The 21,218-nt window shown below is 71.1% G+C and carries 17 protein-coding genes and 1 riboswitch; of the genes, 10 read left to right on the forward strand and 7 right to left on the reverse strand.

Annotated elements, in window-relative coordinates; genetic code table 11:
- The first annotated feature begins 76 nt into the window (after positions 1-76).
- A complete protein-coding gene (rsmI, locus tag ACYQ77_RS36935) occupies positions 77-910 on the forward strand; it encodes a 16S rRNA (cytidine(1402)-2'-O)-methyltransferase (protein ID WP_459720242.1) in 834 nt (277 codons plus the stop codon).
- 70 nt (positions 911-980) lie between these two features.
- The gene (locus ACYQ77_RS36940; protein ID WP_459720614.1) at positions 981-1,949 is read left to right on the forward strand and encodes an aldo/keto reductase; all 969 of its coding nucleotides are present in this window, start codon (positions 981-983) and stop codon (positions 1,947-1,949) included.
- On the opposite strand, the gene ACYQ77_RS36945 is transcribed toward ACYQ77_RS36940, so the two are convergent.
- The 4 genes from ACYQ77_RS36945 to ACYQ77_RS36960 all read right to left on the reverse strand — a co-directional run bounded on the left by ACYQ77_RS36945 (position 1,939) and on the right by ACYQ77_RS36960 (position 5,053).
- The gene (locus ACYQ77_RS36945) at positions 1,939-2,244 is read right to left on the reverse strand and encodes an antibiotic biosynthesis monooxygenase family protein (RefSeq protein ID WP_459720245.1); all 306 of its coding nucleotides are present in this window, start codon (positions 2,242-2,244) and stop codon (positions 1,939-1,941) included. The two genes, ACYQ77_RS36940 and ACYQ77_RS36945, sit on opposite strands and share 11 nt — an antisense overlap.
- A 409-nt stretch (positions 2,245-2,653) precedes the next feature.
- Positions 2,654-3,421: an ABC transporter permease gene (locus ACYQ77_RS36950; RefSeq protein ID WP_459720248.1), complete on the reverse strand. Its 768-nt coding sequence runs from the start codon at positions 3,419-3,421 to the stop codon at positions 2,654-2,656.
- Positions 3,411-4,385, reverse strand: a complete 975-nt coding sequence (locus ACYQ77_RS36955; RefSeq protein ID WP_459720251.1) for an ATP-binding cassette domain-containing protein — start codon at positions 4,383-4,385, stop codon at positions 3,411-3,413. Before ACYQ77_RS36955 ends, ACYQ77_RS36950 begins: the two co-directional genes overlap by 11 nt.
- 74 nt (positions 4,386-4,459) lie before the next feature.
- The gene (locus ACYQ77_RS36960; protein WP_459720254.1) at positions 4,460-5,053 is read right to left on the reverse strand and encodes a PadR family transcriptional regulator; all 594 of its coding nucleotides are present in this window, start codon (positions 5,051-5,053) and stop codon (positions 4,460-4,462) included.
- Positions 5,054-5,112: 59 nt separating this feature from the next.
- Between ACYQ77_RS36960 and metG the strand changes: the two genes are divergently transcribed.
- The 8 genes from metG to ACYQ77_RS37000 all read left to right on the forward strand — a co-directional run bounded on the left by metG (position 5,113) and on the right by ACYQ77_RS37000 (position 18,111).
- Positions 5,113-6,906 carry a methionine--tRNA ligase gene (metG, locus tag ACYQ77_RS36965; RefSeq protein ID WP_459720256.1) on the forward strand — a complete coding sequence of 598 codons (1,794 nt, stop codon included), beginning with the start codon at positions 5,113-5,115 and terminating at the stop codon, positions 6,904-6,906.
- Positions 6,899-7,756: a TatD family hydrolase gene (locus tag ACYQ77_RS36970; RefSeq protein ID WP_459720259.1), complete on the forward strand. Its 858-nt coding sequence runs from the start codon at positions 6,899-6,901 to the stop codon at positions 7,754-7,756. The genes metG and ACYQ77_RS36970 overlap by 8 nt, the downstream gene beginning before the upstream one ends.
- Positions 7,757-8,018: 262 nt before the next feature.
- Positions 8,019-9,539, forward strand: coding sequence for a transglycosylase family protein (locus tag ACYQ77_RS36975; protein ID WP_459720262.1), 1,521 nt, complete (start codon positions 8,019-8,021; stop codon positions 9,537-9,539).
- A 1,316-nt stretch (positions 9,540-10,855) separates the two neighbouring features.
- A complete protein-coding gene (gene rsmA / locus ACYQ77_RS36980) occupies positions 10,856-11,704 on the forward strand; it encodes a 16S rRNA (adenine(1518)-N(6)/adenine(1519)-N(6))-dimethyltransferase RsmA (protein ID WP_459720617.1) in 849 nt (282 codons plus the stop codon).
- Between the two features lie 87 nt (positions 11,705-11,791).
- Positions 11,792-11,881: riboswitch (SAM riboswitch) on the forward strand.
- 195 nt (positions 11,882-12,076) lie between these two features.
- Complete coding sequence (locus ACYQ77_RS36985; protein ID WP_459720264.1) at positions 12,077-13,093, forward strand: methionine ABC transporter ATP-binding protein; 1,017 nt, start codon at positions 12,077-12,079, stop codon at positions 13,091-13,093.
- 33 nt (positions 13,094-13,126) lie between these two features.
- Entirely contained in the window at positions 13,127-14,092 is a 966-nt protein-coding gene (locus ACYQ77_RS36990; protein WP_459720267.1) for a 4-(cytidine 5'-diphospho)-2-C-methyl-D-erythritol kinase, read from the forward strand.
- Between the two features lie 558 nt (positions 14,093-14,650).
- Positions 14,651-16,420, forward strand: a complete 1,770-nt coding sequence (locus tag ACYQ77_RS36995; RefSeq protein ID WP_459720270.1) for an ABC-F family ATP-binding cassette domain-containing protein — start codon at positions 14,651-14,653, stop codon at positions 16,418-16,420.
- Between the two features lie 20 nt (positions 16,421-16,440).
- On the forward strand, positions 16,441-18,111 hold the full coding sequence (locus ACYQ77_RS37000) for a fatty acyl-AMP ligase (protein ID WP_459720273.1): 1,671 nt from the start codon (positions 16,441-16,443) through the stop codon (positions 18,109-18,111).
- Here ACYQ77_RS37000 and ACYQ77_RS37005 read toward each other — a convergent pair.
- The 3 genes from ACYQ77_RS37005 to ACYQ77_RS37015 are packed head-to-tail and all read right to left on the reverse strand — an operon-like array spanning position 18,095 to position 20,941.
- Positions 18,095-19,666, reverse strand: coding sequence for a DivIVA domain-containing protein (locus ACYQ77_RS37005; RefSeq protein ID WP_459720275.1), 1,572 nt, complete (start codon positions 19,664-19,666; stop codon positions 18,095-18,097). The genes ACYQ77_RS37000 and ACYQ77_RS37005 overlap by 17 nt on opposite strands.
- Before the next feature lie 9 nt (positions 19,667-19,675).
- Positions 19,676-20,263 carry an aminoacyl-tRNA hydrolase gene (pth, locus tag ACYQ77_RS37010; protein WP_459720278.1) on the reverse strand — a complete coding sequence of 196 codons (588 nt, stop codon included), beginning with the start codon at positions 20,261-20,263 and terminating at the stop codon, positions 19,676-19,678.
- Positions 20,264-20,317: 54 nt separating this feature from the next.
- On the reverse strand, positions 20,318-20,941 hold the full coding sequence (locus ACYQ77_RS37015; protein ID WP_459720281.1) for a 50S ribosomal protein L25/general stress protein Ctc: 624 nt from the start codon (positions 20,939-20,941) through the stop codon (positions 20,318-20,320).
- Positions 20,942-21,218: the final 277 nt, after the last annotated feature.

Raw genomic sequence — 21,218 nt, forward strand, 5'->3', positions numbered from 1 at the left:
CATCCGCGTCGGGATCGCCGAGAAGGGGCGTGTTGACTGTGGGTGATGTCCGAGCGGAGCTCGCGGAGCGAACGTCATGGTTGAGAAGAACGGCAAGCTCGTGCTCGCGGCGACCCCGCTGGGCGACGCGCGGGACGCGTCGCCGCGGCTCGCGGATGCCCTGGCGACCGCGGACGTGATCGCGGCGGAGGACACCCGCAAGACCCGCGCGCTCGCCGCCGCCCTGGACGCCGCCCCCACCGGCAAGGTCGTGAGCTTCTACGACGCGGTCGAGACCAGCCGCGTCGGCGGGCTGGTGGCGGCCGTCGAGCAGGGGCAGACGGTCCTGCTGGTCACCGACGCGGGCATGCCGAGCGTGTCCGACCCGGGGTTTCGCCTGGTGGCGGCGTGCGTGGAGAAGGACCTGCCGGTCACGTGCCTGCCCGGTCCGTCCGCGGTGACGACCGCGCTCGCGCTGTCGGGGCTGCCATGCGAGCGGTTCTGCTTCGAGGGGTTCGCGCCGCGCAAGGACGGCGAGCGGCGCCGGTTCTTCGCCGCGCTGGCCGAGGAGCCGCGCACGGCCGTGTTCTTCGAGTCACCGCACCGGATCGCCGCGACCCTGGAGGTGGCGGCCGAGGTGCTGGGCGCCGACCGGCGCGCGGCCGTGTGCCGGGAGCTGACGAAGACGTACGAGGAGGTGCGCCGCGGCGGTCTCGGTGAGCTGGCCGGGTGGGCGGCGGACGGCGTGCGCGGGGAGATCACGGTGGTGGTCGAGGGCGCCGCGCCACGACGGCGGGACGTCGCCGACCTGGTCGACGAGGTCCGCGGGCTCGCCGACGAGGGCATGCGGCTGAAGGACGCGGCGGCGCACGTGGCGGCGGCGCACGGCGTGAGCAAGAAGGCGCTGTACGACGCCGCTGTTTCCGTTTGACTTGGAGCGCGCTCCAGGGTGTTGGCTGGTGGCCGAGACCAACACCGGAGGAGTGATCGTGGACAAGCGCATGCTGGGCGACCTGGAGGTTTCGGCGCTCGGGCTGGGCTGCATGGGGATGTCGCAGGTCTACGGGCCCGCTGACGACACGGAGTCGATCGGGGTCGTCCACCGCGCGATCGAGCTGGGCGTGACGTTCCTGGACACGGCCGACGTCTACGGCCAGGGCCACAACGAGGAGCTGGTGGGCCGGGCCATCGCGGACCGGCGCGACCAGGTCGTGCTCGCGACCAAGTTCGGCATCCGCCGCGTCGTCGGCGGCGGGGTGGTGGAGGTGGACGGCAGCCCGGCGTACGTCCGTGCCGCCGTCGACCGGTCCCTCGCCCGGCTGGGTGTGGACGTGATCGACCTCTACTACCTGCACCGGCGTGACCCGGACGTGCCGATCGAGGACACCGTCGGCGCGATGGCCGAGCTGGTGGCGGCGGGGAAGGTCCGGTACCTGGGCCTGTCGGAGGTGAACGCGGAGACGCTGCGGGCGGCGCACGCCGTGCACCCGATCACCGCGCTGCAGTCGGAGTACTCGCTGTTCAACCGCGACCTGGCGGACACGGTCCTGCCGACGGCGATCGAGCTGGGCGTCGGCGTGGTGCCGTACTCGCCGGTGGGCCGCGGCATGCTGACCGGCGACCTCGACACGATGCGCAACCTGCCGGACGACGACTTCCGCCGCGGCCTGCCGCAGTTCCAGGGCGAGAACCTGGGACGGAACATCGCACTGGCGGAGCGTGTCCACGGCGTGGCGAAGACGCTCGGCGTGACACCCGTGCAGGTGGCGCTCGCGTGGCTGCTGGCGCAGAACGAGCACATCGCGCCGATCCCCGGCACCAAACGGGTGAAGTACCTGGAGGAGAACGCGGGCGCGGCGTCCGTGCGGCTGACGGCGGACCAGCTGGCGGAGATCACGTCAGCGGTACCGGCCGGTGCCGTGTCCGGCGCCCGCTACACCCCGGAGGGCCTGCAGGCCGTCAACCGCTGACGCGGACGTCCCGGTGCACCACCGCGGGGTCGCTGTCCTCGAGCATCGCCAGCGCTTCGGGCTCGACCTTCGCGGCGGTCGGGTCGTCGCCCGCGAAGGCGCGGATCGCGTCGAGGGAAGCCCAGGTGGTGTGGGCGGTGATCTCGATTAGTCCGTCGAGGGGGCGGGTCGCGAGCTGCGCGCCGACGAAGCCGGTGCGGGTGCGCAGCTCGGGGAGGAGGGTGTGTTCGAAGTAGTCGCAGTACTGCGCGGCGCCCGCCTCGGTCGCGCGTGCGGACCAGGTTCTGAGGATCATGCGGACAGTCTTCCGGGCGGGTTGTCCACAGGTCATCCGGTTGTCCACAGGCTAGATCGACATCCCGGGGGGTGTCGGTGGGCACCGGTAGACTGGACAGCGGGGTGCCCCCGGGAGTGGTGGGGGCTGCCCGTACGTACTGGGCGGTGTGTTTTCGCAGGTCAGCGCCGTTGTGGCGGTCTGTGTTCCCGGGTTTGGTGGTGTGCCTTGCGCGGGGTTTCCCTCCGGGGGGTCCTCGCCGGACGGGCTGGTCTCCGGGATGGCGGGGGTCTTGCACGGGGATGGGTTGGCAAGGACTGGTGTCCGGGGGGATGGCAGGCAGTCCCTTGGTGGTGAGCTGCGCTCGGCTTGGCGGGTGGGCCCGCTTCGCGGGTCGGGTGGGTGCTGTCGCGGGCACCCACCCGATCGGCTACGCGTTCTCCTTCTGGAACGTGCGTGCGCCCCACCACACGGCGAGCACCGTGATCACGAACAGCACCACGCTCCCCGTCAACAGCCCGTCCACCGAGAAGTCGCCCCGGAACGACGCGCGTTCGGCGTCCATCACGTGTGCGAACGGGTTGATCCGCGACAGTACGTACAGCCAGCGCGGCGCCAGGTCGGTGGTGATCGGGATCAGGATGCCCGTCAACAGCAGCAGCGGCACCGAGATCGTGGTCAGCAGCGCCGGGAACGCCTCCTCGCTGCGTACGAGCAGCGCCATCGCGTACGACGCCGACGACAGGGTCACCGCCAGCAGCATCACCATGATCAGGCACAGCAGCACCCCGGCGACGGGTGCGCGCATGCCGAACACCAGGTACGCGACCAGCAGCAACAACAGTGCCTGTACCAGCAGCTGCACCGTGTCGTGCAGGACGCGGCCCAGCAGCAGCGCCAGCCGCGACACCGGGGTCACCCGCATCCGTTCGACGACGCCGTTGCGCAGGTCGGCCAGCAGCGCGAAGCCCGCGAACATGCTGCCGAACAACCCGAGCTGCACGAGCAGCGCAGGCGCGAGGATCTGCCAGCTGTCGCCGGGCGGGAAACCCGGTGTCGACGACACGATCTTCTCCATCAGCGGGCCGAACAGCAGCAGGTACAGCAGCGGCTGCATGATCCCGATCAGCACCCACGCGGGGTTGCGCAGCGAGATCGCCATGTGCCTGCGGAACACCAGCCAGATGTCACGCAACATCGGAGCCCTCCCCGGATTCGGCGTCCCGCAGGGTGCGGCCGGTCATGGTCAGGAACACGTCGTCCAGCGACGGGCGCTGCACCTGCAGCGACGTCATCGGGATGCCCTTGCCGTCGAGTGCGCGCAGCAGCTCCGGCAGCGCCGTGTCGCCGCGCGGGACGCGGAAGCGCACCGTGTTCTCCGCGGTGGTCACGTCGGTGGCGCCGGGCAGCCGGCCCGCGACCTCGGCGGCGACCGTGACCGACTCGGCGGGCACCTCGACCGTCACGCCGTCGCCGGACACGCGTGCCTTCAGCTCGTCCGGTGTGCCCTCCGCGACGATCTGCCCGTGGTCGATGACGAGGATCCGGTCGCACAGCGAGTCCGCTTCCTCGAGGTAGTGCGTGGTCAGGAACACCGTCACGCCGTGTTCGGCGCGCAGCGACCGGATGTGCTCCCACAGGTTCGCGCGGCTCTGCGGGTCGAGACCCGTGGTCGGCTCGTCGAGGAACACCAGCTCGGGGCCGTGGATGAGCCCCAGCGCGATGTCCAGCCGCCGCTTCTGACCGCCGGACAGCGTGCGCACGAGCCGCTGCTCCAGCCCCGCGATGTCCAGCTGCTCCGCCAGCTGCGCACCCCGCCGGACCGCGTCCGCCCTGGACAGCCCGTAGAACCGGCCCTGGATCTCGATTTCCTCGATGACCCGGCACTCGGGCGCGGTGCCGCCGCCCTGGGCGACGTAACCGATCTTCTTGCGCACCCCGACCGGGTCGGCGAGCAGGTCGACGCCGCCGACCTTCGCCGTGCCCGCGGTGGGGCGCAGGAGGGTGGTGAGCATGCGCAGCGTGGTGGTCTTGCCCGCTCCGTTCGGACCGAGGAACCCGACCAGCTCACCCGCATGGACGTCGAGGTCGACCCCTCGTACGGCCTCGACGGTACGGCCTCGGGACGTGAACGTCCGCGCGAGACCGCGTGCTTCGATCATGTCCGTCCTTTCGTAGTCAAGTTTGACTAGAGCGTGGACAGCATGGTCCTTCGGCCGCTTCTAGTCAAACTTGATCAGCCGGGCGTGCCGAACGCGACCTCGTCGTCGTCCGCCATCACGTAGTGGCCGGCCGCGAGCCGGTCCACCAGCTCCCGCAGCCACTTCTCCTGCGCCTCGATCGACGCCAGCCACAGCCGGTACAGCTCGTTGACGTGCGCGGGCTGACCCCAGTCCGTCCCGTGTTCGAGCAGGTCGGTGGCGCTCGCCCGCTGTCCGCCGAGCTGCGTGAGCCGGTGGCGCAACAGGCTCAGCGCCTTGTCCCTCGGCAGCGCGGGCAGGAACGTCACCGCCGCGGCGAGCCGGTACGCGCCCTGCGCCGAGTCGTCGCTCTCCGCCAGGTACTTCGCGAGCAGCAGCTGGAACTCGGTCTCGCCGTCGTGCGTGAGGCGGTACGCGGTGCGGTCCGGGCCGCCCGGGTGGGCGTAGCTCGACGCCACCTCCAGGAGCTTCTCCGTCTCCATCTTCTTCAGCGCGTGGTAGATCGAACCGGGCGCGACGTTCGCCCACTTGTCCGCCGACCAGGTCAGCAGCTCGCGCCGCACCTGGTACCCGTGGGCGCTGCCGTGCATGCGCACGACCCCGAGCACCAGAAGCCGGGTGGCGGACAAGCGTGCCTCCTCATAACCCGTTCGAAACCGATAGACGCTGCTCCGTAGGCTATTCCGACATGAGCAACCCCGTGCTGACAGCGGTGGCCTGGCCCTACGCCAACGGCCCCCGCCACATCGGTCATGTGTCCGGATTCGGAGTCCCGTCCGACGTCTTCTCCCGGTACATGCGCATGGCCGGGCACAAGGTGCTCATGGTGTCGGGCACGGACGAGCACGGCACGCCGATCCAGGTCCAGGCGGACAAGGAGAACGCGTCGCCGCAGGAGACCGTCGACAAGTACGCCCGCCAGATCGGCGGCGACCTGCAGGGTCTCGGGCTGTCCTACGACCTGTTCACCCGCACCACGACCGGCAACCACTACAAGGTCGTGCAGGACCTGTTCTCGGCGCTGTGGAAGAACGGGTACGTCATCCCGAAGACCCAGCTGGGCGCCATCAGCCCGTCCACGGGCCGCACGCTGCCGGACCGCTACATCGAGGGCACCTGCCCCATCTGCGGTTACGAGTCGGCGCGCGGCGACCAGTGCGACAACTGCGGCAACCAGCTCGACCCCGCCGACCTCAAGAACCCCCGGTCGAAGATCAACGGCGAGGTGCCGGAGTTCGTCGAGACCGAGCACCTGTTCCTCGACCTGCCCTCGTTCGCGGGCGCGCTCGGGACCTTCCTCGGCAGCAGGCAGGACTGGCGGCCGAACGTGCTCAAGTTCAGCCAGAACCTCCTCGAGGACCTCAAGCCGCGCGCGATCACCCGCGACCTCGACTGGGGCGTGCCGATCCCGCTCGACGGCTGGCGGGACAAGCCGATGAAGCGGTTCTACGTGTGGTTCGACGCGGTCATCGGGTACCTGTCGGCGTCGGTCGAGTGGGCCCGCCGCTCCGGCAACGACGACGCGTGGCAGGAGTTCTGGACCAACCCGGACGCCCAGGGCTACTACTTCATGGGCAAGGACAACATCGTCTTCCACTCGCTGATCTGGCCCGCGCTGCTGCTCGGCCAGAACGGCGCCGGTGACAAGGGCGGCGAGCCGGGCGTGTTCGGCACGCTGAACCTGCCCACCGAGGTCGTGTCGAGCGAGTTCCTCAAGATGAGCGGCGCCAAGTTCTCCACCTCGCGCGGCACGGTCATCTACGTGCACGACTTCCTGCGCGAGTTCGGGCCGGACAGCCTGCGCTACTTCATCTCGGTGGCGGGCCCGGAGACCCAGGACGTCGACTTCACGTGGGAGGAGTTCGTCCGCCGCACCAACTTCGAGCTGGCCAACGAGTGGGGCAACCTGGTCAACCGGTCGATCTCGATGGCGCACAAGAACGTCGGCGCCATCCCGAACCCGACCGCGCTGACCGACGACGACGAGGCGCTCAAGGCCCAGTCGCGCGCCGCGTTCGACGTCGTCGGCGCCCACCTGCGCCAGTCGCGGTTCAAGCAGGCCGCGTCGGAGGCCATGCGCGTGGTCAGCGCGGCGAACAAGTACATCTCCGACCAGGAGCCGTGGAAGAAGAAGGACGACCCGGCCCGGCGCGACACGATCCTGCACACCGCGCTGCAGGTCGTGCAGGACGCCAACACGATGCTGACGCCGTTCCTGCCGCACGCCGCGCAGAAGATCCACGAGGCGCTCGGCGGTACGGGTGTATGGGCCGCGCAGCCCGAGCTGCAGGACGTCGAGGACCTCGACCGGCCGGGTCAGATCAACCCGATCCTGACCGGTGACTACGCCGGTGAGCAGGCGAAGTGGGGGTCGACGCCGATCGAGGTCGGCCGTCCCCTGGAGAAGCCGTCGCCGCTGTTCGCCAAGCTCGACCCGAAGCTGGGCGAGACCGGTCCCGATTGGGCGCCGGTCGTTGACTGAGCGTCGCGGGGAGCGTCCTCCGGTTCCGGAGGCGCTCCCCTTTCCCATTGTCGACGCGCACACGCACTTGGACGCGTGTGGCGCCAAGGACGCCGCTGACGTCGCCGAGATGGTCGACCGGGCCGAGGCCGCGGGGGTCACGCGGGTCGTGACCGTCGCCGACGACCTCGCGGCCGCCCGGTGGGCCGCCGAGGCGGCCACGTGGGACGAGCGGGTCTGGGCGGCGGTCGCGGTACACCCGACCCGCACCGCGTCGTTCACCGACGCCGACCGCGCGGTCATCGAGGAGCTGGCCCGGCAGCCGCGCGTGGTGGCCGTGGGGGAGACCGGTCTCGACTACTACTGGGACTACTCGCCGCCCTCCGCCCAGCAGGAGGCGTTCCGGTGGCACATCGACCTCGCCAAGCGGGTCGGCAAGCCGCTGATGATCCACGACCGGGACGCCCACGAGGACATCTACCAGGTGCTGGAGGAGGAGGGCGCGCCCGAGAAGGTCGTGTTCCACTGCTTCTCCGGCGATGGGGAATTCGCCAGGAAGTGCGCGGACAAGGGGTACGTGCTGTCGTTCGCCGGAACGGTGACATTTCGCAACGCCCACGCCCAACGTGACGCAGCCGCACTCATTCCCAGTTGCCAGATCCTCGTGGAGACCGACGCGCCCTTCCTGACGCCGCACCCGTTCCGCGGCAGGCCGAACGAGCCCTACTGCGCCGCCTACACGCTCCGTGCCCTTGCGCAGCTCAGGAAGGTCGATCCGGCCGACCTGGCCGCCGAGGTGAACGCCAACGCGGAACGTGTGTTCGATCTTCCGGCGACTACCCCTCGTGACCTCGGCGGTCGCGAGGGGTGAGGACTGCGATGATCGGGCGACGCGCGCTGCTCCATCCGTGGAGTGGCCAGGATCACAACACTGTTGGATGTGTTTGCGCAACCTGCCCGTCACCGTTACTGTCCCGTGACCGTACCCGGGACGAGGTGGTCCAGGGGACACCCGCGGTGAGGCCGGAGCAGGTCGGGGACCGGTGGCCAGCCACGGGAAGTCGTAACAAACGAAAGCGCGTATGCCGCGCAGTAGATGGGCTCGGCTACGGCCTTCTGGAGGTATCGACCCAGTGACTGGTTCCGGAAACAGACCGGTCGGCAACGGCTTCGCCGACACCGACTGGTTCACCCCGGTAGACGCCGGCGCCGCCGTGAGCACCGCGGTCCTCGACCTCGAGGACTCGGACTTCCGCAAGTGGCGCGCCGAGTTCCCCGACTTCCACGACCTGCCGGACGTGGACGAGAACGCCTACTCCGGCACCCTCGCGATCACGGACCACGACGTCCGGCTCGCGCTCGGCCCGCAGGCCGACGAGCTCATGGCGGCGGCCGACGTCGACGTCGACGAGCTGATCCGGCTGATCAACGCCGAGACCACCGTCCTCCCCGTCATCCCGGACGAGCTGTCCGGTGGACGTGCGTACGCGCTGCCGCTGACCGAGACCGACGAGGCCCCGCCCGAGGTCGTCACCGGCATCAAGCGCTGGAAGAAGACGGTCCTCAAGGCCACCATCGCGTCCATCCTGGTCTCGCTGATCGGCGGCGGCGCCGCGGCGATCGCGATGAACAAGTCCGTCACCGTCGACATCGACGGTGAGGCCCACCAGGTCAGCACGTACGCCGACACCGTCGGCGAGGTGCTCGAGGACGAGGGCATCCAGGTCGGTGCCCACGACGCCCTCTCCCCGTCCCCCTCCGCCGCGATCGGCGACGACGGCAAGATCGTCCTGCAGCGTGGCCGCCAGCTCCACCTGACCATCGACGGTGAGAAGCGGGACCTGTGGGTCCGCTCCACCACGGTCGGCGAGGCGCTGCAGCAGCTGAACCTGTCGGTCGAGGGCGCGAAGCTCTCCCACGGCGAGGACCACGAGATCCCGCTCAACGGGATGGCCCTCGAGATCAAGACCCTGAAGAACATCACGCTCTTCGACGGCGGCAACGCCCCGAAGGCGATGCAGACCACCGCGGTGACCGCCGGTGAGCTGCTCAAGGACCTGAAGCTGTCCCTCGGTCCGGACGACACCATCACCCCGGCGTCCGACCTGAAGATCACCGACGGCGCCGAGGTCCGCATCACGCGCAACGGCGTCACGGTCGTCAACAAGACCGAGAAGATCCAGCCGCCGGTCAAGGAGGTCGAGGACCCCAACGCCCTCGAGGGCACCGAGACCGTCGTCGACCCGGGCGTCGCGGGCGAGCGCATCGCGACCTACCGCATCACCGTCAAGAACGGCAAAGAGGTCGGCCGCGAGGAGATCGGCTCGAAGGTCACCAAGCAGCCGAAGCCGAAGATCGTCAAGGTCGGCACCAAGCAGCCCCCGCAGCCGGTCATCTCCGACGGCGCCGTGTGGGACCAGCTGGCGATGTGCGAGTCGACCGGCAACTGGGCCATCAACACCGGCAACGGCTACTACGGCGGCCTCCAGTTCGACAAGCAGACGTGGGACGCCTACGGCGGCAGCCAGTACGCGTCGTACCCGCACCAGGCCACCCGCGAGCAGCAGATCGCGATCGCGACCAAGGTCCGCGACGAACGCGGCGGCTACGGCTCGTGGCCGCACTGCGCCGCTCAGCTCGGCCTGCCTACGTAAACCCGGTTTCCCGCCGTGGGCCGGCTCCTCGTTGGGGCCGGCCCACGGTTGTGTTTCGGGGGTGGGCGGCCTCCGGCCCCCGGAATCCAGCGTAACGGCGAGCACCGACAGCGGCGGGCGCTCCGACTGGGGTTGTCCACAGGCTCTGGCGCGTTTCGAGTTCCGGCCCTCGGGAGTCTTGCCTTCGGGGGTGCGCCTTTCGGGAGTCTTGCTTTCGAGTGTGCGGGTTTTGGGAGTTTCGCTTTCGGGAGTCTGCCCTTCGAGAGCTTCGCCTCGGGGATTCGTCGTTGGGCGTCGCGCTTCCGTTGTGCGGCCTTCGGGAGTCTCGTTGTCGGGGAGTCTCGCCTTGTGGGCTCGCCCTAGGGAGTCGCGCGGCCTTTGGGAGTCTCGCCGTGGTAGCTCGCCCTTGGAAGGCGCGTTCGTTGCGCGGCCTTTGGGATTCTCGCTTTGGGGAGTCCGCCCATCGGGAGTCTCGCCTTGGGCATCTCGCCCATGGAAGTCGCGCTTGCGCTGCGCGGCCCTGTGGGAATCTCGCCTTCGGACGTCTCCCTTCGGGATCTTCACCTTGGGGTCTCGACCTCGGGGGTCTCGTGGGCGGATGCCCCGCGATAGGGAGTCTCCCCATCGGGGAGTCCGCCCTCGGCGGCTTCGCCTTGGATGTCTCGCGGTCGGGGATCCCGCCTTGGAGAGTCTCGCTTGCAGCAGTGCGCCCCTTCGCGAGCTTCGGCTTGGGCGTCTCGCCCGTGGGAGTCCGCTTCAGGTGTGCTCCCTTCGGAGCCTCACCTGCGGGAGCCCGCCCTTCGCGGGCTTCGCTTCGGGAGGTTCGCCCTTCGCGGCTCGGCCCGTCGGGCGTCTCCCCTTGGAGGTCTCCCGTTGGGAGTCTCGCTTCTGAGCGTCTCGCCGCCGGAAATCTCGCCCTTGGGAATCTCGCCGTCGGGAGCCCCGCCTTGGCGAGTCTCGTCTTCGGACGTCTCGCGAGCCGCCTCCGGGAGTCTCGCCATTGGAGGCCCCACGGCCCGGACCTTCGCCCGGAGAGAACCTTCCCCACCGCGCGTCCCGGGAGCTTCCCCGACCGGAGCTTCAGCGCCCCAAAGCCCCGCCGCCGGAAAGGGCGCGGCCTCCGGCCCCCCGGAATCCAGCGTAGTGGCGAGCACCGACACGAACGTCCGCCCGCGACGACCGCTGTGGACAACCCCCTGACCTGTGGACAACCGCTCCCGAGCCGCGCGGACATGTCGGTCCCCTCTGGCAGACTGGACACCGGGGGCCGGAGGCCGCCCCCGCCTGGCTACGCTCGCCGGGTGACCGAGGCCGACGTGAGTGCGCTCCTCGGCCCCGCCGACATCCGGCGGCTGGCCGCGGAGCTGGACGTCCGCCCCACGAAGAAGCTCGGGCAGAACTTCGTCCACGACCCCAACACGGTCCGCCGCATCGTCGCCGCCGCCGGGGTCGGGGCCGACGACACCGTCCTCGAGGTCGGGCCCGGGCTCGGCTCGCTCACCCTCGCGCTGCTGCCCGCCGTCCGCCGGGTCGTGGCCGTCGAGATCGACCCCGTCCTCGCCGGCCGGCTCCCGCGGACGGTCGGCGAACGCGCGCCGGACGTCGCGGACCGGCTCACCGTCGTCAACGCCGACGCGCTCAGGACGACCGCCGCCGACCTGCACGCCCCGACGGCCCTCGTCGCCAACCTGCCCTACAACGTCTCCGTGCCGGTCGTCCTGCACCTGCTGGCCGAGCTGCCGACCATGACCCGCGCGCTCGTCATGGTCCAGGCCGAGGTCGCCGACCGCATGGCCGCCGGACCCGGCTCCAAGGTCTACGGCGTGCCCAGCGTCAAGATCGCGTGGTACGCCGAGGCGCGCCGGGTCGCGACCGTGCCGAGGAGCGTCTTCTGGCCGGTGCCCAACGTCGACTCCGCGCTCGTCCTCCTCACCCGCCGCGAGCAGCCGGCAGGCGACCGGGCCGCCGTGTTCGACGTCGTCGACGCCGCGTTCGCGCAGCGTCGCAAGACGTTGCGGGCGGCGCTCGCCGGCTGGGCCGGGTCGGCCGACCTGGCGGAGAAGATCCTGGTTGGCGCGGCTGTCGAGCCGGCATCGCGCGGCGAAACACTGTCGGTGGACGACTATTCCGCCATCGCCGAGGCCGCGCGTAAGGTCCGGCCGTAAGGGATGTGATCTGCCGGATATAGGGACTCAAATAGGGGTCCCGCGGGTTGCAATCCGGTGGGCATGTCAGGTGTACTACTTAGCGGTATTCCATCCCGAGCGGCCGAGAGACCTGGCTCTGTGACGCCGCAGCAACCACCCGTCGCGGGCAGGTGCTACCGCCAGGAGCGATGGAGGAGTGAGAACGGTGCAGATCCTCACCACCAGGCGAGTCATAGACCAGTGTCGTCGCACGGTCACAGGCTGTCGTCGCATGCGCTCAACCTTCTGAAGCTGATTCGAGCCATCCGACTTCGCTGAGCCCCCGCCGACCGGGGCCCCTCACTCACACGCGCGAGCTGTCGTTCGCGCGCGCCTGGACTGGAGCACATCGTGATCACCGTCGAGAACCTGACCAAGTCGTTCCGAAGTACGACCGGCGCCGTCGTCGCGCTGGATGACATCAACCTGGACGTGCGCGCCGGCGTCATCGCCGGTGTCGTCGGGCCATCGGGGTCCGGCAAGTCCACCCTCGCCCGCGTGCTCGCGCTCCGCGAGCGGCCCGACAGCGGCGTGTTCCGCCTCGACGGGCTCAACACCGCGGCACTCGACCAGCGGAGCCTCCGCGCCGCCCGCGCCCGCATCGGCCTCGTCCCTGCCGGTGACTCGCTCCTCCCGCAGCGCACCGCCGCCGGCAACATCGCGCTCCCGCTCGAGCAGGTCGGCATGGAGGGTCCGCGCCGCCGCGAGAAGGTCGGCAAGCTGCTCGACCTGATCGGCCTCACCGACAAGGCCGCCACCTACCCCGACCAGCTCACCGCAGGTCAGCGGCAGCGGATCGCGATCGCGCGCGCGCTCGTCGGCGACCCGACCGTCGTGCTGGCCGACGACCCGACGGGCGGGCTGGACGCCACCGGCGCCGCCGGCGTGCTGGCCGTGCTGGACCGCGCCCGCGGCGAGCTGGGCACAACCGTCCTCGTCACCACGCCGGACGCGAACGTGGTCCGCAAGATCGCCGACGACGTCGCCGTGCTCGAGGACGGCCGCGTCATCGAACAGGGCAGGCTGCTCGAGCTCGTGCAGGACCCGGACAGCCGAGTGGCGCGTTCGGTGCTGCCCGCGATCGAGACGACCGCGCGCGGCGACGCCGACGTGGTGCTCGTGGGCTTCGCGTCGATCGGCGCGCTGCTGCCGGAGGCGGCGAGCCGGTTCGGCATCGACATCGCGGTGGCGGGCGGTGGCGTGACCAAGATCGGTGAGACGCCGGTCGCACGCTTCCGGCTCGGCATCACCGGCGACCGCGGCGACGCGGCGCTCGGCTGGCTGGCCGAGCGCGGTGCGCACGTGCAGCGCGCGCTCACCGGACCGCGGGCGGTCGCGGCGTCGGTCGCGGCGGCGTCGGCCGCGTAACGGCCGGTCCGGGCGGGCCGTAGGCTTGCCTGCGTGCTTGCGGTAGTGCCCCGCCCGGTGACCGTCCGGGTCCCGTCGAAGGTGAACCTGCACCTCGCGGTGGGCGACCTGCGCAGGGACGGTTTCCACGAACTGACGACCGTCTTCCAGTCGCTGTCGCTCACCGACGAGGTGACGGTCGCCGTCGCCGACGAGCCCGGGGTCGAGGTCCAGGGCGAGGGCGCGGCCGCCGTGCCGACCAACGGCGCGAACCTCGCGTGGCGTGCCGTGGAGGAGCTGGCGCGGTACGTCGGCAGGGACGTCGACGAGCTGAAGGTCCGCGTGATGATCCGCAAGGGCATCCCGGTGTCCGGCGGCATGGCGGGCGGCAGCGCCGACGCGGCGGCGACCCTCGTGGGCCTCGCGAACCTGTGGAAACTGGAGATCGGCCGCGACGAGCTGGCCGGGATCGCCGCCAACCTGGGCAGCGACGTGCCGTTCATGCTGCACGGCGGCACCGCGCTGGGCACCGGCCGCGGCGAGTCGATCGTGCCGGTGCTGACGCGGCACACGTTTCACTGGGTGCTGGCGTTCGCGCGCGGCGGCCTCGCGACGCCGAAGGTGTACGGGGAGCTGGACCGGCTGCGCGCCGAGGGTGACCCGCCGCGCGTCGGCGAGGTCGAGCCGGTGCTGGAGGCGCTCGCGTCCGGGGATCCTCGGCAGCTGGCGTTGTTGCTCGGGAACGACCTGCAGGCGGCGGCGGTGTCGCTGCGACCGGGGTTGCGGCGGACGTTGCGGGCCGGGGTGGCGGCGGGCGCGCTGGCGGGCACGGTGTCGGGGTCGGGGCCGACGTGCGCGTTCCTCTGCGCCGATGCCGACGACGCCTTGCGGGTGGCTGCCGAGTTGTCGGGGGCCGGGGTGTGCCGGACGGTTCGGGTGGTCCACGGGCCGGTGCCCGGCGCGCGCGTGATCGGCGGCGACGATGAGCCGCGTTCCGCGCCGCCACAGGTGCATGCCTGAGCAGTTGTCCACAGGTGGGGTCGTTGTCCACAGCCAAGATCGACTTCCGTCCCTCTGTCGGTGGTCACCGGTAGACTGGACAGCGGGGTGCCCCCGGGAGTGGTGGGGGCTGTCCGTACGTACTGGGTGGGGCGTTTTCGCAGGTCAGTGCCGTTGTGGTGGTTTGTGTGCCCCGGGCGTGGTGGTGTGCCTTGCGCGGGGTCTTCCCTCCGGGGGGTCCTCGCCGGACGGGCTGGTCTCCGGGATGGCGGCGGGTTGGGCACGGGGCTGGGTTGGCAAGGACTGGTGTCCGTGGTGGTGCCTGCCATCCCGTCGACCTCCCACGGGCTATCACACCGCGTCAAGGGGGCCCGGCGGCTTTGGGCACGGGGCTGGGTTTGGTTTCGGGCCCCCTTGACACGGTGTGATCGGGCTTCGCCAGGTCGACGGGATGGCAGGCAGCAGTCCTTGAGTGGTGAGGTGCGCTCGGCTTCCCGCGTGGTGGTGCCATGAAAGGCGACCCACTCTGGCGACGCCCGGATCTCGAGGGGCTGATCCGGCTCGGTAACGTTGCCGCTCGTGGTCAACCTGGTCAATCTCGAGGTGGTCGCCAAGAGCTACGGTGTGCGGCCGTTGCTTGACGGCGTTTCCCTCGGCGTGGGTGCCGGTGACCGCATCGGGGTGGTCGGCCTCAACGGGGGTGGCAAGACGACCCTCCTCGAGGTGCTCGCCGGGATCGAGCCGCCGGATTCGGGGCGTGTCAGCCGGGGGCGGAACCTCCGCCAGGCCGTCGTCACGCAGCGGACCGAGTTGCCCGCTGGGTCCACCGTTCGCAACGCCGTGCTGGATCCGCTCGGCATCACCGCCGAGCACGAGTGGGCTGCCGACCCGCGTGCCCGGTCGATCCTCGGTGGTCTCGGCATCACCGCGTTCGGGCTCGACTCGCCTGTTGCCGACATGTCCGGTGGCGAGCGGCGGCGTGTCGCGCTCGCCGCGGCGCTCGTGCAGGAGCTCGACCTGCTGATCCTCGACGAACCGACCAACCACCTCGACGTCGAGGGGGTGCACTGGCTCGCCGACCACCTGCTCGCGCGCGGCACCGCGCTCGTCGTCGTCACGCACGACCGGTGGTTCCTCGACACCGTCTGCACCCGCACCTGGGAGGTCGTCGGCGGTCGGGTCGAGCAGTACGAGGGCGGGTACGCCGACTGGGTCTTCGCCCGCGCGGAACGGGCCCGGCTCGCCGCGACCCTCGAAGAGAAGCGGCGCAACCTGGCCCGCAAGGAACTCGCGTGGCTGCGGCGTGGGCCGCCCGCGCGGACGTCGAAGCCGCGGTACCGGATCGAGGCCGCCGAGGCCCTGATCTCCGACGTGCCGCCGCCCCGGGACTCCGTCGAGCTGCTCGCGTTCGCCAAGCGGCGGCTCGGCCGCACCGTGCTGGAGCTGGAGGACGTCACGCTCCGCGCGGGGGACAAGACCCTCGTCGAGGGCCAGACGTGGCGCATCGGGCCCGGCGACCGCATCGGGCTCGTCGGCGTCAACGGGTCCGGCAAGACGACGCTGCTGCGGCTGCTCGCCGGGGAGACCGAACCCGAGACCGGCAAACGGATCCAGGGCCAGACCGTGCGGATGGCCTACCTGTCGCAGGAGCTGCACGACCTGCCCGCCGAACTGCGCGTGCTGGAGGCGGTCGAGGAGATCGCGCGGCGGGTGACGCTCGGCAAGCAGGAGATGTCGGCGTCGCAGCTCGCGGAGCGGTTCGGGTTCCCCGCCGCCCGCCAGTGGACGCCGGTCGGCGACCTGTCCGGCGGCGAGCGGCGGCGGCTGCAGATCGCGCGGCTGCTCATGGCCGAACCGAACGTGCTGCTGCTCGACGAGCCGACCAACGACCTCGACATCGACACGCTGCAACAACTCGAGGACCTGCTCGACTCGTGGCCGGGCACGCTCGTCGTCGTCTCGCACGACCGGTACCTGGTCGAACGCGTCTGCGACACGGTCGTCGCGCTGCTCGGGGACGGGCGGATCACCGACCTGCCCGGCGGCATCGACGAGTACCTGGCGCGCCGGGACGCGGCGATCGTGGCGCCGCCGCCGTCGAAGGCCGCGCCGGCCGAGAAGCCGAAGTCCAGCGCCGCCGAGCGCCGTGCCGCGCAGAAGGAACTGGCACGCCTCGAACGGCAGCTGGACAAGCTGTCGACGCGCGAGACCGAGCTGCACGAGGCGCTGGCGGCGGCCGCGACCGACGCCGGGAAGCTGCTGGCGCTGGACGCCGAACTTCGCGCCGTGGTCGCCGAGAAAGCAACTCTCGAGGAACGTTGGCTGGACGTGGCGGACGAGGCCGAATAGTCGCCTATACGCTTTTGGGTATGAGTCGTTTCGTCGACAAGATGGTCGCCACCGCCACCGACGGCGGGCGGCGGCGCGGCGTCACCACCGGTGCGCCGGGCAACCCGGTGCACACCACGTGGGCGCAGGTGCACGAGCAGGCCAGGGCGATGGCGGGTGCGCTCGTCGCACACGGCCTGACCAGGGGAGAAGCGGTCGCGGTGCTCGCCGGGGCGCCCGCCGCGATCGGCCCGGCCGTGCAGGCCGTGTGGCTGTCCGGCGGCAGCGTCACCATGCTGCACCAGCCGACGCCGCGGTCCGACCTCGCCATGTGGGCCGAGGACACCGTGCGCGTGCTCAACATGATCTCGTCGAAGCTCGTGCTGCTCGGCGAGCCGTTCGACCAGCTCGCGCCCGTGCTGGAACAGCACGGCATCGGGTACCTGCTGATCAGCGACCTGGTCGGCGGCACGCCATTGGAGACGTTCGTCGAGGTCGACGAGGACGCGCCCGCGCTGCTGCAGCTGACCAGCGGCTCGACCGCCGACCCGAAGGCCGTGCGGATCACCCACGGCAACCTGCTCGCGAACATCACCGCGATGGCCGACCGCGCCGAGCTCGACCCCGAGCACGACGTGATGGTGTCGTGGCTGCCGATGTTCCACGACATGGGCATGGTCGGCTTCTACACCACCCCGATGGCGTGGGGGATCGAGCTGGTCAAGGTCACCCCGGTCGACTTCCTGACCGCGCCGCTGCTGTGGGCGAAGCTGATCTCCGACTACGGCGGCACCATCACCGCCGCCCCGAACTTCGCGTACGCGCTGCTCGGCAGGCGGCTCGGGGGCGTCGACAACGACGACGAGTACGACCTGTCGAAGCTGCGGATCGCGCTGAACGGCGCGGAACCCATCGACGAGAAGGCCGTCGCGGCGTTCGTGACCGCGGGCGCCCGCTTCAAGATGCCCGCCGAGTGCGTGTTCCCGGCGTACGGCATGGCCGAGGGCACCCTCGCGATCTCGTTCGCGTCGCCCATGATCGGGCTGCGGCTCGACCACCTCGACGCGGTGGCGCTGGAGGAAGAGAACCGCGCCGTGCCGGTGCCTGCTGACGCGCCTGAGTCGGAACGCCGCACGTTCGCGATCCTCGGCCCGCCGCTCGACGGGTTCGAGGCCAGGATCGTGCTCGACGGCGCCGTCCGGGCCGAACGCGAGGTCGGCGAGATCCAGGTGCGCGGCCCGTCGGTGACGCCCGGCTACCTGACCGTCGACGGTCCACTCGCGACACAGGACGAGGACGGCTGGCTCCCGACCGGCGACCTCGGGTACATAGTGGACGGTGAGATCGTCATCTGCGGCCGCGCGAAGGACGTGATCATCCTGGCGGGCCGCAACATCTACCCGACGGACATCGAACGCGCCGCGACCTCTGTGGACGGTGTGCGCGCGGGCAACGCGGTCGCGGTCCGCCTCGACGCGGGCACCCGCCGCGAGCGGTTCGCGGTGGTGGTCGAGTCGCGGTTCGCCGGTGACGCGGACAAGGAGAAGGTGCTGCGCAAGGAGGTCGGCGCGCGGGTCTTCGAGGCCGTGAACGCCCGCCCGTCGGCGGTGCTGGTGCTGCCGCCGGGGACGCTGCCGAAGACCCCGTCGGGCAAGCTCCGCCGCGCCGCCGCCGGTGAGCAGCTCGCGGACTCGATCAAGGCCGCTTCGTAGCGAGGGCGTCGAGCCAGGCCTGGCGGAGCGCGTCGATCGTGCCCGTGTGGTAGCCGCCGGTGGCGGTGGTCGTGAGGGTGAGGCCGGCGAGCTGCTCGCGATCCGGTGAGTTCGCGAGCAGGTTCGCCAGCCGCGCCACGTCGGCGGGCGCATAGCCCGGCTCACCGGGCGGCGCGGGTGGGAACGGGAACGCCGGGTGCTCGCCGCCTGCCGGTTCGGGTGTCTCGGCCTGCTCCGGTTCGCGAGCCGGTTGAGACGCGGGTGCCTGGGCTTGCCTCGACGGCTCGGGCTGCTGCGGTGTGGTGGCCTGGTGCGGGGTTTCGGCCTGCTGGGGTGGCTCCGCCTGTCGGGATGGCTCGGGTTGTGGCGGCGCGGGTGCCTGGGCGTGCTTCGGTGGCTCGGGCTGTTGCGGTGTGGTGGCCTGGTGCGGGGTTTCGGCCTGCGGGGGTGGCTCCGCCTGTCGGGATGGCTCGGGTTGTGGCGGCGCGGGTGCCTGGGCGTGCTTCGGTGGCTCGGGCTGTTGCGGTGTGGTGGCCTGGCGTGGGGTTTCGGCCTGCGGGGGTGGCTCCACGTGTCGGGACGGCTCGGGTTGTGGCGGTGCGGGTGGTGTCGGTGCCTGGGCTTGGCTCGGTGGCTCGGGCTGTTGCGGTGTGATGGCCTGGCGCGGCGATACCGGCTGGTGCGGCGGCATGGGCGGGTGCGCTGGAGCGGCCTGCCGGGATGGTTCGGCCGGTTGCGGCAGAGGCTGCTTCGGCGCGTAGTCGGCGAGGGTCCTGGGTGCGGGCGGCTGCTCCTGCACCTCCGAGGTGGAGCCCGCGCGGAAGGCCGACGCCGCCTGCCCGGCGGCTACGGACGCCTCGCCCGTCTCGTTCGGCTTGGTCTCGCGTGGTGCGTCGGTGGTCGTCCGCGTAAGTGGCTGTGTGCTCGGCGACGGCAGCGACGGCGGCACCACGAACAGCATGGGGTTCGTCTGCTCGGCGGGCGTGGGCGGAGGAGCCGACCGCGGCGTCGCGGGGAACGGGACCCAGGCGACCGGGGTGCTCGGGTCGGCGGCGGGCAAGCCCCGCGCGGGCGTCCCGGGAGCGTGCTGCGCAGGGCCAGGGAAGCTCGCCGGAGGCGCGGTGAGGTGGGTGGTGGGGGCGTGGGTGCTGCTCGGCAGACCTGCGGGCACCGCGCTCGCACCGTTCGTCGGGGCCTGGGTGCCGGTGGTGGCGGGCGCGGTGTCGACGGCCGGCGCGCCGGGAGCGGCCGGGGCCGCCGTGGGTAAGCCGGGTGTCGCGCCCGCGCCGCCGTTCTCCCGGCGGGTCAGTTCCTCCACCACGAGGTCGAGGAACTCGTCGACCTGGTCCTCGTGGTACCCGCGGCGGATGAACGGCGCCGCGTCGAACTCGGCTGCCCGGACGTCCGCCGCGGTCAGGTTGTCCTTGCCCGCGAGGGTGGCCTGCACGCGGTCGAGGAGGTCGTCGACCTGGTCCTCGTTGTAGCCACGTCTGCCCAGCGGCGCCCGGTCGAACGTCACGACGTCGACGACGATCGGGGTCAGTGGCACGTCCATCGGCACTCCCTAGCGGGCGTGGAAGAGGTTCTGCGCCGCCTCCAGGCCCTTGCCCACCAGCGCCTCCGTCGCGTCCGCGCAGTGATCGACGGCCAGCGCCAGTTCCTTGCGTTCGGTTGCCGAGAAGTCCCGCAGCACGAAGTCGGCTGGGTCCATGCGTCCCGGCGGTCGTCCGATGCCGAACCGTACCCGCAGGTAGTCGCGCGTGCCGAGGCTTTTGGAAATCGAGCGCAGGCCGTTGTGGCCGTTCTCGCCGCCGCCGAGCTTCAGCCGCACCGTCCCGTACGGGAGGTCCAGTTCGTCGTGCACGACGACGACGTCGGCGGGGGCGACCTTGTAGAAGCGGGCGGTGCCCACGACCGGCCCCCCGGAGACGTTCATGAACGACCGGGGCTTCGCCAGCACGGCACGGCGGCCACCGAGACGGCACTCGAGCACTTCGGCACCGCCCTTGTGGGCCTTGAACTTGCCGCCGACGCGGGCCGCCAGTTCGTCGACCACCAGGAAACCGATGTTGTGCCGGTTGCCGGCGTAGCGCGGGCCGGGGTTGCCGAGCCCCACGACCAGGACCGGCTCGTCAGCGGAAGCGGAAGTCATGGCAGAAACGCTAACCGGGCGGCCCCCGAAGGGACCGCCCGGTCAGGAGAACTCTCAGGCCTCGGCGGCCTCGGGGGCGGGGGCCTCGGTCTCCTCGGCCTCACCCTCGGCGGTCTCGCCCTCCATCTCACCGGCGGTCGGCGCGACGTTCACGGCGACGATCAGCGTGTCGGGGTCGGTGACCAGCTCGGCGCCGGACGGGATCTTGACGTCCTTGGCCAGGACCTGCGTGCCGGCCTCGGCGCCCTCGAGCGACACCTCGAACTGCTCCGGGATGTGCAGCGCCTCGACGGACACCTCGATGGTGGTGGCGTCCTGGGTGACGAGCGTGCCGGGCTGGGCCTCTCCCGTGATGACCACCGGCACCTCGACGTTGACCTTCTCGCCGCGCTGGACGAGCAGCAGGTCGACGTGCTCGATGTAGTTCTTGATCGGGTGGGTGGTGACGGTCTTCGTGAGCGCCAGCTCGCTCTTGCTGTCGATCTCCAGCGTCAGGACGGCGTTCTGACCGTGCTCACGCACGACGCGGGCGAACTCGATCGCGGGCAGCGCCAGGTGCTTCGGGTCGGAACCGTGACCGTAGAGCACCGCGGGGATCTTGCCTGCGCGTCGCGTGCGGCGCGCGGCGCCCTTGCCGAACTCGGTACGGGCTTCGGCGGCGAGACGGACCTCGGACACGGTGGTGCACTCCTTGCTACAAGAAACCTTGGGGGCGGCGGCGACCTGCGGCGACGGGGCATGAGCGTGCGGCAGTCAAGCCGCCGCGTCGATCACGCCGGGCATGACGCCCGCCCTCGCCGAGGCAACCCGGATAGTCTACGCGGCCCGTTTTGGCAAGGGCACCAGGGGGCCGGTTCGCATGTACCGTGCGGCCGAGTTGTCCACAGCCGCCCTGGTTATCCACAGCTCGCGGCGCTGGCCTGGAATTGTCGGTCCCCACTGGTAGACTGGCATG

This window comes from Actinophytocola sp. KF-1 (genome assembly GCF_054661535.1).